The sequence below is a fragment of the Mesorhizobium sp. BR1-1-3 genome, assembly GCF_020165455.1.
Classification (GTDB): domain Bacteria; phylum Pseudomonadota; class Alphaproteobacteria; order Rhizobiales; family Rhizobiaceae; genus Mesorhizobium; species Mesorhizobium ciceri.
Window position 1 is genome coordinate 1 of sequence record NZ_JAIUIC010000026.1, and the last position, 13,550, is coordinate 13,550.

A 13,550-nucleotide genomic window follows, 5' to 3' on the forward strand; every position below is an offset into this window, starting at 1 on the left:
TCACCGACGCCGACGGCGACAGCGCGCCGGCCGGCAACCTGGTCATCAACATCATCGACGACGTGCCGACGGCACATAATGACAGCTGGGCACCAGCAATCACCGCGCCTACGGTGCTGACCGGCCTCTTGAGTAACGATGTCTTCGGCGCCGATGGCGTCGCTACAACCACCGCCGGGGTGATAACAACCACCAACGGCGCTCACGGGACCGTTACCTATAACAACGATGGGACATTCACCTATACACCGACAGGCATCTATGTCGGATCGGACTCGTTCACCTACACCATCAAGGACGGGGATGGCGACACTTCGACGGCCACCGTGACTTTGAATGTGCAAACCAACACCGTTCCGTTAGGGGGCGGCACAGTCTCGCTGACATTGAACGAAGCTGCGCTCGACACCACGCTCGATCTCACTGCGCCCGCGGATATTCAGGCTGGGACTGTGACCGGTACCGATCCGGGCAGCCGCGGCGAGACGGCGCAAGCAAACAGCGGCATCACCTTCACAACGACCGGTGAAGCCATTGTCGTTGCCTTTGCCGACCCGATCGGCCCAAACTGGGTGGCGCCAACGGTTTCGGGCCTGGCTGTGGGTTACTCGATCGACTGGGCGCTAGCCGGCGGTCAGCTAGTCGGCACACTGATGCGAGGTGCCACCAATCTCGGACCGGCGATCTATCTGTCGCTGTCAGGCACCAGTGCTGGCGCCAACAGCTCGTTGACACCAGTCGTTACCGCGACGCTGACCGACCAACTCCAGCATCTTGCCGGCTCAGGCAGTGTCACCATCAACGGGCTTCAGGTGGTGGCGACTGACACCAGCGGCGACCATGTTTCCGGCGCGGTCAACCTGACGGTTCTGGACGATGTTCCGCAGCCATTCGTCGGTGACGGCATCAATCTGCCGGACTCACTGCACTCCACACTGACGGAACATTTGAACTTTGCCGCCGGTGCGGGCGCCGACGGCGTCGGGAACGTCGTGTTCAACGTTATCGAGGGCGCGGCCGTTCACGACGCTAACGGTGCGAATGTCTATCTCAACGGCGAGCAGTTATTCTATCATGTTTCTACCGACGGTCACACGGTCGAAGGACGATCATCGGTGGCGAATGGCAACGATCTTGGGTTCACCGCCACGCTCGATCCGGTAAATGACACCTGGTCGTTCGTATTGAACGGCTCGATATTCAATGGTGCCCAATTCACAACCCAAGGCGCTATAGCATCTGGTGGAAATAACCAAGTAATTACGTTCACGGCACTCAGCAATCCGGATACGCCTAGCGATCTTCTGGTTACGGCAAATGGCAGCAACAGTGTAAATACCAGTACTGGAAACTTTGGTGTTGGTAATGGACAGAGCATAACGAACGGAGAAACAATTCGTTTCGATTTTGTTAAGAATGCATCGACCAATGGAACCCTAGCTGGAACCAGTTACCTTGAGCACTACGAAGTATCTAGCTTCACCCAGGGTATAACCAAAGCGAACGGTGCCGTGGACATTATGATCCGGGCCGTGAATGCTGACAATGACATGGTCCTTGTCGGTGACGGTTCAGGGGAAGGCCCGGCTACGGGGATCACGGTTACAGTTGTGAACGGGTCCGGCGGGGCCATACCGACAGTGACATACAACGCCGTGACCGGCGTTTATACGCTACACGGAATGGACCAGGGCGACACCTTCACCGTCACGGCGAGTTCTGATCCGTTCAGTGCGGTCGAAATATCGGGAGCCTCGTCGGGAACCTTCAAGCTCGGTGCCGCCAGCTTCGCGACTGCCAACGCGGTTGACCCGTTCGACATCAAGATTCCAGTCACGGGATCGGATGGCGACAGCGATACTGCGGCCGGCAGCGTGACCGCGCATCTGTACCCAACGACCTCGACACTCGAGGGCAGCATCAATGCTGACACTCTCGTGGCCACTGCGACGAAGACCGCCTTGCTTGGCCAGGACGGCGACGATCATCTCACCGGTATCAACGGACACGATACGACCCTTTCGGGAGGACAGGGTAACGACATCCTGACCGGTATGGACGGAAACGACACCCTGTACGGCGGCTCAGGTAACGACACGCTTATTGGCGGCGCTGGCAACGACACACTCTACGGCGGTTCGGGACTTAACCACCTGACCGGCGGCGGCGGTAACGACACATTTGTGATCGATCCATCCAAGCTCGCCGCGATCAACATGGTGGATGTCATTGCGGACTATACACCGGGCCAGGACGTTATCGACTTGTCGGATCTGCTCAAATCCCTTGGAGGTAACGCACCGACTACGGATGGGCAGGCAGGCGCCTCGATCGACGTTACTTTCTCAGGCGGCGCGGCCCATGTCATGGTTGACAATAACGGTACTGCCGCCGGCGGTAACTGGGTGGAAGTGGCCTCGTTGACCGGAGTTGGCACCGGCTCCGCGATTGCCATTCTTTATGATCATAACATGCCCACTCATACGGAAACGGTGCCCTGACCATGTCGGCCAACGCTTCCGTGGCAAGCACGATCACGCTGTCCACGACGATGGCGTGATCAGCATCAGACAACCGCAAACCTGGTCTAACGCCATAGCGCACAACCACGCGATTATGTTATACGTCGCTAATATTTAGGGGAGCTCAACATGAAACGTTCTGCAAGACTGCTTGTTTCCGCTGCGACGCTGTTGCTGGCAGTCGGGTCGACGGGGTATGCCGCCGACATCATCGAAGGTCCGACAGGCGATTATTGCCGGGTCGTCGGCACGTCCAATCTGGTCTTGAACGACAACATCGTCGATCTGAAGCAGCAGGTGGTGAAGCTGATGGACGAGTCGGTCGCCGCCGCCAACAGCTCGGAGTGGATCAACTCGTCCCGGCCCGTCTTCGTCTGGGCATCGGAAGCCAAGGTCGCCTGCGGCATGGCTTACGGCTACCTGAAGACGAACTACAAGGACGAAGACACCCTCAACAAATGCGAGTGTTTTCACGATCGCATGGTCGAGTACATGCACTGACCGGATAGGCGAACCGACGCCTGTTGGCCATCATGACAGCCGACGGATCCTTCCTGAAAGCGGTCGCGGTCGCGATCGTGTTGCTTGGCTTTGTCCAAACGATCACGCCGGCCAGTGCCAACTGGCTGGAACGACCGTTCGTGAAACAACAGTTTTCGCCCGGCCTGAAGCAACCAGTGCGCTGTGATCCGACCACGGAGTGGACCCGGCAGGCATTCAAGGCGTTTGCCAGTTGCCAGGCATCGATCTATGGCTTGGAGCCGATGCTGGCGCATGCCGTGATGGAGATCGAAAGCGGCTTCGATCCCGGCGTGCAAGGCGGCGACGGCGAAGTCGGCCTGATGCAGGTGATGCCGGCGACCGCCAGGATGCTCGGCTTTCGAGGTTCCCTCGACGATCTCAGCGCGCCGGCGGCCAACATCGCGCTGGGGGTCAAATATCTTGCACAGGCCAATAGGCTCGCCGCGGGTGATCTCTGCACCACCGTCATGAAGTATCGCGCCGGGCACAATGAAAGCCGGTTCTCGGCCCTTTCAGTCCGCTACTGCCAGCGTGCGCGGGCAATCCTGGCAAGGGAAGGGATCGAAGTGACCGGCCCCTTGCCGGTGGCGACATTCGGCTTTTCCGCGTTTTCGCCAGGCGAGGAGGGTGGAGCCCCTGCCCAGGGAAAGGGCGTTTGCGTGCGCCGCGTGTTCGTGCCCGGGCCGCGATACATGAAATGCGCCGACTATCGAAGTGCCGGGCAAGCAAGGCAGATCAGGGCGCTCAGAGGCAGGCTGTTCGGCGGCTAAAAGAACTACAGACGGCACTGCAAGTCCGCCGTAACATGCGTTGAAGACCAGACCGGGAACAATATCCGGCGGCACATAGGGGTGGAGCATTCATGGAAGCTGGCCGACAGGTCCACCGTCCGCGGACATGGGCAATCGCCTTGGCGCTCGCCGCGATCGTGTCGGGCTGCCAGTCGAAGGGCGGCGTGTCCGAAGTGCTCGATCCGGCGGCGGTTACCGCGCCTGCCGGGCAGAACGGCGCCGCCGGTGCCGGTCCCGTCCAGGCGACCCAGTCGCTGGGCACCGGGTCGACCAAAGTCACGATGCTGCTGCCGCTGTCCGCCCCTGGAACGGCCGGGGAAAACGGCAGGAAGATGCTCGATGCGACCAAGCTGGCGATGACGGATATTGGCAACGGATTGCTGGCGCTGACGGTAGAAGATACCAAAGGCGACAGCGCACTGGCCGGCAAACTGGCGGTTACGGCCATTACGACGGGGTCTAAAGTCGTCATCGGCCCGACCGAGCTGCCGGCGGCCCAGCATATTGCGACGCTGTCGGGGTCGAAGCGGCCACCGGTCCTGGCGCTCGCCGACAATTTCGCCGGCGGCCCCGGGGTCTATGCCGTGCTCCTTGGCGAAGCGGACAGCGCCGCCGCGGGCGCCGCGGGACTGGCCGCGAAAGGCAGCAAGAAGTTCGTACTGCTTGTCGCGGATGGCCCAAACGCCGGCGCCATGGAGAAGCGGGTCGCAAACGGCCTCAGCATCTACGGCGCGGCGCTCGCGGTCACTCTCCGATATTCTGCCGGCGACGGCGCGAAGACGGTCGACGAAATGGGCTCACTCGTGGACGCCCCCGACGCCGTCATCGTCGCCAGCGGCAATGGCAGTCCGTCGCCTGTCCTTGCCGCCCTCAAATCGAAGGGCATTCCGGGAAAGACGATCTCCGTCGTCGGGACGAACCGTTGGCTGGAGCACCCCATGGATCCGCTCTTCGAGGGGGCGTTTATCGCCACGCTCGATCCAAGCGAAACCGGGCCGATCGCCGACCGCTTCAGGACGACATACAACTATCCGGCTGACGTCAATGTGGCCTACGCCTATGATATGGTTGCGCTGACGGCAGGGATTGCCAGCGCGGTCGGGCCCGATGGTTTCAGCAAAAAGGTTCTTGAGAATCCAAACGGCTTTCGGGGGTCGACCGGCCTGTTCCGGTTTCGGGCCGACGGATCCAGCCAACGCTCGATGCCGTTCTATCGGATTGAAAAAGGTGCGCTCAAGCTGGTTGCCAAATCGACGTCGGGTTTCTGACCGGCGCAAATCCCTGGGATCCTGTTCAAGCTGATGGCCAGGCCGGGCCGCAGCCGCTTGGCGATCGCACTTGGAAGCCTCCTGCTCCTGGCCGGGATCCTGCTGATCATTCAGGGCGGGGCGTTGCTTTCGGTCGATCAGCCTGTCCGTGCCCGGTCGCCAGATGTTGACGATACGCAGCCTATCCGGCCGGTTGCCCCGGTTGCCGGCGCACAACGCCTGGAGCCGGCGCGCAAGGTTGCTCAAGACCTGATCGCTCCACCACGGCTTGGTCCCGCTGAGATCGAACGGGCCGAGCCCCGTCCGCCGCTCAGCGAGCTCGGTCTCGCCGTGCCCCCGAAAACGCCGATGCCCAGGGATTGGCGGGAGGTCTTGCTCTACCGCCCGGTTGCCACATCATCGGCGATGTTCGAAGCCATGGGCCGCAAGGTGGTCATCAGCGGAGTGCGAGGCATCGATCTCGACAGCTCCTGCTCGTTTCATGACGTCACCTGGCCTTGCGGCGTGCGCGCCCGCGCCGTTTTCAATTCCTGGCTGAGGGGACGTGCGCTGCACTGTTTCGTACCGCCGGACGTCGAGCGTTTTGCCGTCGCCGCACCGTGCAGGCTGGGCAAGCAGGATGTTGGCGCCTGGCTTGTCTCCAACGGCTGGGCCACGGCGCTGCCGAGCGGCATCTACGGCAAGGCGGAGGCGACAGCCAGAAACGCCGGGATGGGCATATTCGGCCCGGCACAATAGGCTGTCATTCAATCCCTGATGTTTTGTTTGTTAACCGCCACGGGCGCAGCCTTGATGGGGTCATCGCGCAATCGATTAAATTGCAATGTTCCTTGAAACTGAAATTGCAACACACCGGCCTTATACAAGCCCATCCACAGGAGATCGGCCAGTGACAAAGACTATGGCGAGCACCACCGACCAGGCATGGAAAGGCGTCGCTTTGCTGACCTTTCTGGGAACCGCTGCAATCCTGGGCGTTTCCGTCGGTCTCAATTATCTGCTTCTGTTCTCCGAAGCGCTGACGCCATTTGGGCGCAGCATGGTCACGGCAATCCTGTTGCCTGTTGTTCTTGGTGTTCCGCTTTTTCTGTTCGTTGGATTGAAACAGATCGAGCTTCGTCGCTATCGCCGGGAACTCGACAAGTCGGCAACCTTCGACACCACGACCGGCTGCCTGAACGGAGCGGTCTTCACGTCGATGGTCGAAAAAAGAACCGCAAGGCCGTCGGTGCCGGGGCCGAAATCCGGCGCCTTCCTGGTCATCCATTCGGAGCATCTGCGGTCCATCAACCTGCGCTTTGGTCTTGAATGGGGCGATCAAGCCTTGCGGCTCATAGCCTCAACCATACAATCATCAGTGCGCGCGGAGGATCTGGTTGGACGCATGGGGACGTCGATGTTCGGGGTCTTCCTCGCCGGCGCGACCGAAGCAGAAGCCAGGGAAATCGGCGAACGTATCAGGGCGCGCATCGCACAAGTCTATTTCGCGCCAAAAGGCACCGAGGATGCCTTGACGGTCAAGGTCGGCGGCGTGGTGTTCGAGAACCAGGTGGAGTTCGCGGACATGTTCCGGTCCGCCGAGCAGCGCATGGCCGGCGTCCAGGACGGAGCGGCGTTTGAGCTGACGCATCTCCATAGCTGATAGTCGCCGGGAACCGGAGCCAGGGGAATTGTCGGACGCGGACGCCCTCACGCTGCCGGCGGGGTAACCCGTGAAGACGCCGCCCAGGTTTCGGCGATGGCGACGATCGCCGCGTTGATCGGTCCGCTCGGGATCGCCGGCATCACCGAGGCGTCGACGACAAAGGCATTGTCGAAGCCGTTCAGCCGCAAGTCAGGATCGACGACGGCCTCAGTGTCAAGACCCATCCGGCAGGTGCCGGCCGGATGGTGATGGGTGGAAGCAGCCCTGGCGATGAAAGCATCGAGTTCGGCATCGGACCGAACCGGTGCACCTGGCAGGATCTCCGTATCGCGCCATTCGTCCAGGGCCGCATGATGGCCGACCATGCGCGCCCGCTTCAACGCCATCCTGAATGTCGCGCGATCGTGTTCGGTTTCGAGATAATGCGGATCGATGACCGGCGCATCGTTGCGGCCCGGCCCGCTCGGTGTGATGCGCCCGCGGCTTGTCGGATGGGTGACGCCGCAAAGGATGGTAAAGGCCGAGCCATAAAGCGGGGCATTCAGGCCCTCGGCCGCCGACGGAGCGACGACGCAGGCGAGCACGATATCGGGACTTCCCATGGAGCGGGTCGGGTCGTCGCTGTGCAGATACATCAGCGATTCGGAGTGCTGCAGGCGGGAAGGCGGCACCGGCTTTTTGGTGCTGTAGACATTTCCAAGAGCCAGCAGATGATCCTGCAGGTTGCGGCCCACCTCGCTGCGATCGGCAAGGCAGCGTATGTCAGCCTGCTTCAGCGTATCCGGGCAACCAATGCCCGACCGCATGAGGATGAGCGGCGTGGACACGGCGCCGGCGCAAAGGACAATCCGGTCGGCACAGAGCGTTCTGGTCTGGCCCTCGCAGACCACGCTCACGCCCGTGACCTTGTGGCCGTCCAGCACAAGATGCTCGACCTCGTGGCCGGCGAGCAAGGTCAGGTTCGGCCGCGCCATGACCCGCGGCGGCAGATAGGCGTCGGCGACGCTCAGGCGCTTGCCGTCGCGTATGTTGAGTGAATTGGGGCTGGTGCCGACCAGCTCGCCGCTGTTGTGGTCGCTCAGGGCGGGAGCCCCCATGGCCCGCCCGGCGGCGATGTAGGCACGCACGACCGGACTGACCTCGGCGTCCGGCAGATAGACGTCCAGCGGGCCGCTCCTGCCGCGTGTTGGCCCGTCGAAGGCGGTGAAGGCTTCGCTGCGGATGAAGCCCGGCGACAACCCCCGATAGGACCAGCGCTCGCCGCCGGCTTGCACCCAGGGTTCGAAATCATCGGGATGGCCGCGCACATAGGCCATTGCATGCAGGCAGCTCGAGCCGCCGACGATTTTGCCGCGCGGCCACTCATGGACGCGGTTGGCGGTGAAGGGTTGGGGCACGGTCCGGTAGCTCCAGTCGTAGGCGCGGCCCTGGAGCATCGTCCATTTCAGCGGGTCGGCGATGTCGGGATCGGCCGGCATCGTCCCGGCCTCGATGAGGCCGACCTGGCACGACCGGTCTTCACTGAGACGGCTGGCAACAACCGAGCCAGCGGATCCCGCGCCGATGACCAGCACGTCGAAATGACGTTTCAATTTGAAATTCCCCGCACAGGCTCGATGTCAGAGGTGATGCGATCACGCGGCAAAGGCGCCGGCATTCGACCGTTCCATGATCTGTCTCTGCACCGACAAAAGGTGCGCGCGCATTGCGGCCTCTGCCGCTTCGGGGTCGCGCTGCGAGATCGCTTCGGCGATCAGGCGATGCTCGCCGTCGCGGTGGGCGATCCGCTTGGGGCAGGTGGGTGCCGCGGTGCGCGCAACCTTCACCCGCGCATCGACACCGACCTGGCGCAGCATCTTGTAGAATTCCGCGGCGAGGTGGTTGCGGGCCGCGGCAACGATCGCGAGATGGAAAGCGAAATCGACCTCACCCGACGGGGCGTTCTCCGGCGTGGTTGCCGCGTCGAGGATCCGCGCCGTCTCGAAAGAGGAGGCGCGCAGCGACGCCAGTCGGGCAAGGCCCGGCTCCATGATCAGGCGCAATTCCAGGACCTCGATCGGATTGGTTACCCTGACCAGTTCCTCGCCATATCTCGGAAGGGCGGTCGGCGCCCGCCTGGCTCGCGCCGGTTTGAGGTCGCCCGAAAGGCGCAGCACTTCAAGCGCCTTGCGAAGCTGATGGCGCTTGACGCTCAGATGTTCCGCAAGATCGCGCTCGGACGGAAGCTTGCCGCCGCCCTGCTGCAACTGGCGGACCGCAGCGATGATGTCGTCGAGATCAGATGGTCCGACCTGCGGCTCGAATGCGCTCAAAACAAAATCTCCTGTCCGATCGGCAGACCGCCGACTCAACGTCCCGACATCATATTGTGACACGAAAACCTGTTCGACGGCACTCAACCAATTCAACCAATCTACAACTGTACGCAATGGTTGACAACACCAGTTGCGCGATGGTTGACTGCCCATGTCGACGGTTGCCATCGCGGCAGACGTCTTTCTCCCGAGGATCACGCATGCCGGCTGGCGAAACCTTTGACTACGTCATTGTCGGTGCGGGATCGGCCGGCTGCGTGCTGGCGAACCGGCTGAGCGAAGACCCCGCCGTGTCGGTGCTTCTGCTGGAGGCGGGGGATTGGGACCGCGATCCGATGATCCACATCCCGCTCGGCTGGGGCAAGATACTGACGGAGCGCCGCCACGACTGGATGTATTTCTGCGAGCCCGAGGCCAATGTCGGCGGCCGCAAGGTCGAATGCGCGCGCGGCAAGGTCATCGGCGGCTCTTCCTCCACCAACGCCATGGCTTATGTGCGCGGCAATCGCGGCGACTACGATCGCTGGGCGGCAAGCGGCCTGATGGACTGGTCGTTCGACAAGGTGCTGCCCTACTTCAAGAAGCAGGAGCGCTGGGAAGCGGGCGAAAGCCGGTACCGTGGCGGCAGCGGGCCGCTGAACACCCAGTTCTGCCGCTACAAGGACGAACTGATCGATGCCTTCGCCACAGCCAGCCGTGATGCCGGATACCCGCAGACCGATGACTATAACGGCGCCATACAGGAAGGCTTCGGCCGGCTGCAGATGACAATTGCCAACGGCCGCCGCTGCTCGACCGCAACCGCCTATCTGCGGCCCGCCATGCGGCGCGGCAATGTCAAGGTGCTGACCGGCGCGATGGCGACGAAGATCCTGCTCAGGGATGGCCGCGCAGCCGGCATTGCCTACACCAGAGGCGGGGCGAGCCATGAAGTTCTGGCGCGGCGCGAAGTTCTGCTTGCCGGCGGCGTCATCAACACGCCGCAGCTGATGATGCTGTCAGGCATAGGCGACAGCGGCGAGCTGGCGGCGCATGGCATCGAGACGAAGGTCGATCGTGCGCAAGTCGGCAAGAATCTGCAGGACCACGTTTCGGTCATCGTGATGTATCGGCGCAAACAGCCTGGACCGTTTCTCAAGATGATGCGGGCCGATCGTATCGGGCTGGATTTCGTCAGGACTTATCTCACCGGAAAGGGCTTTTCGGGAGATGTGCCTGGCGGCGTCGTGGCATTCCTGAAAAGCGACACAAGCCGGCCGTTGCCGGACGTACAGCTGCTTTTCACCGCCGCGCCGCTTGGGGCATGGCCGTACATGTCGCCGTTCAAGGCGCCGTTCGCCGACGGCTTTGCGACCCGTATCGTTGCGGTGCAGCCGGAGAGCCGCGGCAGCGTCAAGCTGGCGTCGAGCGATCCGGTTGCCGCGCCCCTGATCCATCAGAATTTCCTGTCCTCGCAGCGCGACTGGCAGTCGCTTCGCGCCGGCTTTCGTGTTGCACGCAACCTTGCCAGCCAGCCGTCCATGGCTCCGTTCGTCGGCGCGGAGTTCTTCCCCGGCCCGAAATGCGAGAGCGACGAAGAGATCGACGAGCACATCCGCAAGACCTCGATCACCGTGCATCATCCGGCCGGCACGTGCCGCATGGGCGTCGATGCGGCATCGGTGGTCGATCCGGAATTGCGGGTGCGCGGCATTGCCGGGCTTCGTGTCGTGGACGCCTCGGTCATGCCCGACCTCGTTTGCGGCAACATCAATGCGGCGGTCATCATGATCGCCGAAAAGGCCGCGGATCTGATCCGCAGCCGCGCTCAACAGAGCGTGGCTGCCTGATAAAAGTGGCCGGAATACAACCAAAGTCTTTTGGTTGAGACTAAAAAACTGCGTTGGTTGGACTGTCATGCGCGTCAGCATGGCCGTGACGAAGCGGTTTCACGCCCTGATTGTGAGCTGAATTTCGTGCATTTCTAGGCTATTCCTGCCTATTTCTGGGCATTTGCCTCTCAAAAATGCACCTCAACCAAAAACTTATAAAATTCGCAATTTGGGTATTGTCGAGCAAAACCAATGCGAATACGGTTGAGTTGGTTAGAAGTATTTTCTTCGTGACGAGAGGTGTCCGATATGTCCCTGGCGCAACCAGCTAACGATGTGCTCACCAACAAGAAGGCGGCACTCAAGGGCCTCTATGACGCCCTCTACGCAAAGAACATGTTTCCGTTCTGGGCGACGTCGGAAGGCGTCGACCATGACGAGATCAAGCAGTTGATGGCGACGTCGAAAGCCGTTCCCTTCGTGTGGTCCTATTCGGACATCGAGCCCCTGCTCCAGCGCGCCGCCGAACTGGTGACCATGGACGACAGCGAGCGCCGTTCGCTGATCCTCGTCAATCCCGGTCTTGCACCCAAGCGTGCATCGGTCAGCACCATGTACACCGCCTACCGCTTGAACGATCCCGACGAGATCATGCCGCCGCACAAGCACTCGCCGAGCGCCATCCGCTTCGGCCTGACGGGCAAGGGCAATTTCACCGGCGTCGAGGGCGAAGACGTGGTCTTCGGCCCGGGCGACATGGTGCTGACGCCCAACGACGCCTGGCACAATCATGGCACCGTTGGCGGCGAGCAGGCGGTCAACCTGTCGGTGCTCGACCTGCCGCTGGTCGAAACGCTGCATGCTGTCCATTTCGATCACAAATACACCGAGATGGTCGACGGCAAGGAAGTCGAGAAGAAGGTGCAGACCGCCCGCTATCCCAGCGACTACTCACAGCGCATCTATGGCGAAGGTGGCCTGATGCCGCGTTTCGTCGACCACAAGCGCGGCGGCGGCCTGTCGTCGCCGATGTATGTCTATCGCTGGGAGAAGATGGAAGCGGTTCTCGACGCCCACAAGGATTGGGATGGCGACCCCCATGAAGGCATCGTCATCGACTATGTCGATCCGACGACCGGCGGACCCGTCTTCCACACCATCAATTTCTACGTGCAGATGCTGCGCCCCGGCGAGAAGACCTTGCCGCAGCGTGAGACCGCCAGCCTGCTCTTGGCGCCGTTCCGCGGTAACGGCCATTCGATCATCGACGGCAAGCGCTATGACTGGAACCAGTTCGACACCATCGCCATACCCGGCGGTTCCTGGGTCGAGCATGTCAACGGCTCGTCGAGCGAGCCGGTGATCTTCTTCGGCGCCACCGATGCGCCGACGCAAAGGGCGCTGCTCCTCTACAAGCGCTGGGGCCGCAACCAGGCCGGCGATCTGCTCCGTCTCGTCTAGTTCCGGTCCTCCGGCAGGCAATGTCCGCGCCGCCATTGGCGGCGTGGACATCGAAATGGAATTTCAGCAGCAAGGGCGTATGCATTTGGTTTCGGCGTTCAACACAAAGCAGATCGGCCATGTCGACTGCCCAGGCGGCGGTCAGGTCTGGGTCGACGGCAACATCCTCTATATCGGCCACATGCGGCCGCCGAGCGGCACGACGCTGGTCGACATTTCCGACCCGCGCAATCCGCGCAAAATTACGACGATCGATGTCCCGCCCGGTTGGCACTCGCACAAGGTGCGCGCCAAGGACGGACTGATGATCATCAACCACGAGCGCTTTGGCGACGCCGGCCCGGCTGATTTCGGCGGCGGACTGGCGCTCTACGACACCACCAAGCCGACACAGCCGAAGCTCATCTCGAAATGGATAACCGGCGGCAAGGGCGTCCACCGCTACGATTTCGACGGCCGTTACGCCTACATATCGCCGACCGCCGACGGTTATGTCGGCAATATCGTGATGATCCTCGACCTGATCGATCCCGCGAAGCCGGTCGAGGTCGGACGCTGGTGGATACCGGGCCAGTGGACCGGGGGCGGCGAAGAGTATCCTTGGCACGACTATGTCACGCCGCGCTGTCACCATCCGCTGCGAATGGGCGACAGGCTCTATGTCAGCTACTGGCATCATGGCCTGTTCATCCTCGACATTTCGGACATCACCAAGCCGAAGCTGGTCTCGCACGTCAATTCGAGCCCGAGCTTTCCGCATCCCACGCACACCTGCCTGCCGATTCCACAGCCGCTCAAAGGCCGCAACATCATGGTGGTGGCGGACGAGGATGTCGCCAAGCTTCGGCCATCGCCGCCGGCCTTCACCTGGATTTACGACATCACTGACGAGACCAACCCGTTGCCGATCTCGACCTTCCAGGTGCCGGGCCTCGACACGGACGGTTCACCGCAGCCGCAGATGACCGGCTGCCATCAGCCTTCCGAGCGGTTCAATGGCACCGTCATTCCGTTTGCGTGGTTCGCGCAGGGGCTGCGCCTCGTCGACATCGCCGATCCGTTCGCGCCAAAGGAAGTCGGTCATTTCATGCCCGACGCGCCGGAGGGCGCGGAGCGTTCCTCGTCCAACGACGTGACCATCGACGACCGCGGCATCGTCTACCTGATCGACCGAATCCGCGGCGTCGACATCATCGAAACCAGCGTTCTCTAGGG

At 61.9% G+C, this 13,550-nt stretch carries 11 protein-coding genes; 9 read left to right on the top strand and 2 right to left on the bottom strand.

Annotation, left to right across the window (positions count from 1 at the left end; genetic code table 11):
- From LB559_RS32035 to LB559_RS32060, 6 genes are all read left to right on the top strand, one after another.
- Nucleotides 1–2,501, top strand: a 2,501-nt coding sequence (locus LB559_RS32035; protein ID WP_263499202.1) for a beta strand repeat-containing protein, incomplete at its 5' end; no start/stop codon positions are given.
- A 150-nt stretch (nucleotides 2,502–2,651) separates the two neighbouring features.
- Nucleotides 2,652–3,023 carry a hypothetical protein gene (locus tag LB559_RS32040; RefSeq protein WP_027163714.1) on the top strand — a complete coding sequence of 124 codons (372 nt, stop codon included), beginning with the start codon at nucleotides 2,652–2,654 and terminating at the stop codon, nucleotides 3,021–3,023.
- A 32-nt stretch (nucleotides 3,024–3,055) separates the two neighbouring features.
- The gene (locus LB559_RS32045; RefSeq protein WP_224675861.1) at nucleotides 3,056–3,814 is read left to right on the top strand and encodes a lytic transglycosylase domain-containing protein; all 759 of its coding nucleotides are present in this window, start codon (nucleotides 3,056–3,058) and stop codon (nucleotides 3,812–3,814) included.
- Between the two features lie 92 nt (nucleotides 3,815–3,906).
- Nucleotides 3,907–5,103: an ABC transporter substrate-binding protein gene (locus tag LB559_RS32050; RefSeq protein ID WP_411970140.1), complete on the top strand. Its 1,197-nt coding sequence runs from the start codon at nucleotides 3,907–3,909 to the stop codon at nucleotides 5,101–5,103.
- A gap of 33 nt (nucleotides 5,104–5,136) precedes the next feature.
- Nucleotides 5,137–5,841: a thermonuclease family protein gene (locus tag LB559_RS32055; RefSeq protein WP_224675851.1), complete on the top strand. Its 705-nt coding sequence runs from the start codon at nucleotides 5,137–5,139 to the stop codon at nucleotides 5,839–5,841.
- 151 nt (nucleotides 5,842–5,992) lie between these two features.
- Nucleotides 5,993–6,745, top strand: coding sequence for a GGDEF domain-containing protein (locus LB559_RS32060; RefSeq protein WP_082826542.1), 753 nt, complete (start codon nucleotides 5,993–5,995; stop codon nucleotides 6,743–6,745).
- Between the two features lie 47 nt (nucleotides 6,746–6,792).
- On the opposite strand, the gene LB559_RS32065 is transcribed toward LB559_RS32060, so the two are convergent.
- Both LB559_RS32065 and LB559_RS32070 read right to left on the bottom strand, forming a co-directional pair.
- Nucleotides 6,793–8,340: a GMC family oxidoreductase gene (locus LB559_RS32065; protein WP_224675852.1), complete on the bottom strand. Its 1,548-nt coding sequence runs from the start codon at nucleotides 8,338–8,340 to the stop codon at nucleotides 6,793–6,795.
- A gap of 42 nt (nucleotides 8,341–8,382) precedes the next feature.
- Nucleotides 8,383–9,060, bottom strand: coding sequence for a FadR/GntR family transcriptional regulator (locus tag LB559_RS32070; protein ID WP_013529856.1), 678 nt, complete (start codon nucleotides 9,058–9,060; stop codon nucleotides 8,383–8,385).
- A gap of 203 nt (nucleotides 9,061–9,263) precedes the next feature.
- On the opposite strand from LB559_RS32070, the gene LB559_RS32075 reads away from it, so the two are divergent.
- The 3 genes from LB559_RS32075 to LB559_RS32085 all read left to right on the top strand — a co-directional run bounded on the left by LB559_RS32075 (nucleotide 9,264) and on the right by LB559_RS32085 (nucleotide 13,548).
- Nucleotides 9,264–10,892 (top strand): GMC family oxidoreductase, encoded by a 1,629-nt coding sequence (locus tag LB559_RS32075; RefSeq protein ID WP_224675853.1) that lies wholly within the window; start codon nucleotides 9,264–9,266, stop codon nucleotides 10,890–10,892.
- Nucleotides 10,893–11,183: 291 nt separating this feature from the next.
- On the top strand, nucleotides 11,184–12,335 hold the full coding sequence (locus LB559_RS32080; protein WP_224675854.1) for a cupin domain-containing protein: 1,152 nt from the start codon (nucleotides 11,184–11,186) through the stop codon (nucleotides 12,333–12,335).
- A 55-nt stretch (nucleotides 12,336–12,390) separates the two neighbouring features.
- Nucleotides 12,391–13,548, top strand: coding sequence for an LVIVD repeat-containing protein (locus tag LB559_RS32085; RefSeq protein ID WP_224621908.1), 1,158 nt, complete (start codon nucleotides 12,391–12,393; stop codon nucleotides 13,546–13,548).
- The last annotated feature ends 2 nt before the right edge of the window (nucleotides 13,549–13,550 follow it).

Bases quoted from the DNA above. Each gene is read 5' to 3' on its own strand.
- LB559_RS32080 (WP_224675854.1), top strand. From the start codon at position 11,184: ATGTCCCTGGCGCAACCAGCTAACGATGTGCTCACCAACAAGAAGGCG.
- LB559_RS32085 (WP_224621908.1), top strand. From the start codon at position 12,391: ATGGAATTTCAGCAGCAAGGGCGTATGCATTTGGTTTCGGCGTTCAAC.
- LB559_RS32050 (WP_411970140.1), top strand. From the start codon at position 3,907: ATGGAAGCTGGCCGACAGGTCCACCGTCCGCGGACATGGGCAATCGCC.
- LB559_RS32055 (WP_224675851.1), top strand. From the start codon at position 5,137: ATGGCCAGGCCGGGCCGCAGCCGCTTGGCGATCGCACTTGGAAGCCTC.
- LB559_RS32040 (WP_027163714.1), top strand. From the start codon at position 2,652: ATGAAACGTTCTGCAAGACTGCTTGTTTCCGCTGCGACGCTGTTGCTG.
- LB559_RS32075 (WP_224675853.1), top strand. From the start codon at position 9,264: ATGCCGGCTGGCGAAACCTTTGACTACGTCATTGTCGGTGCGGGATCG.
- LB559_RS32045 (WP_224675861.1), top strand. From the start codon at position 3,056: ATGACAGCCGACGGATCCTTCCTGAAAGCGGTCGCGGTCGCGATCGTG.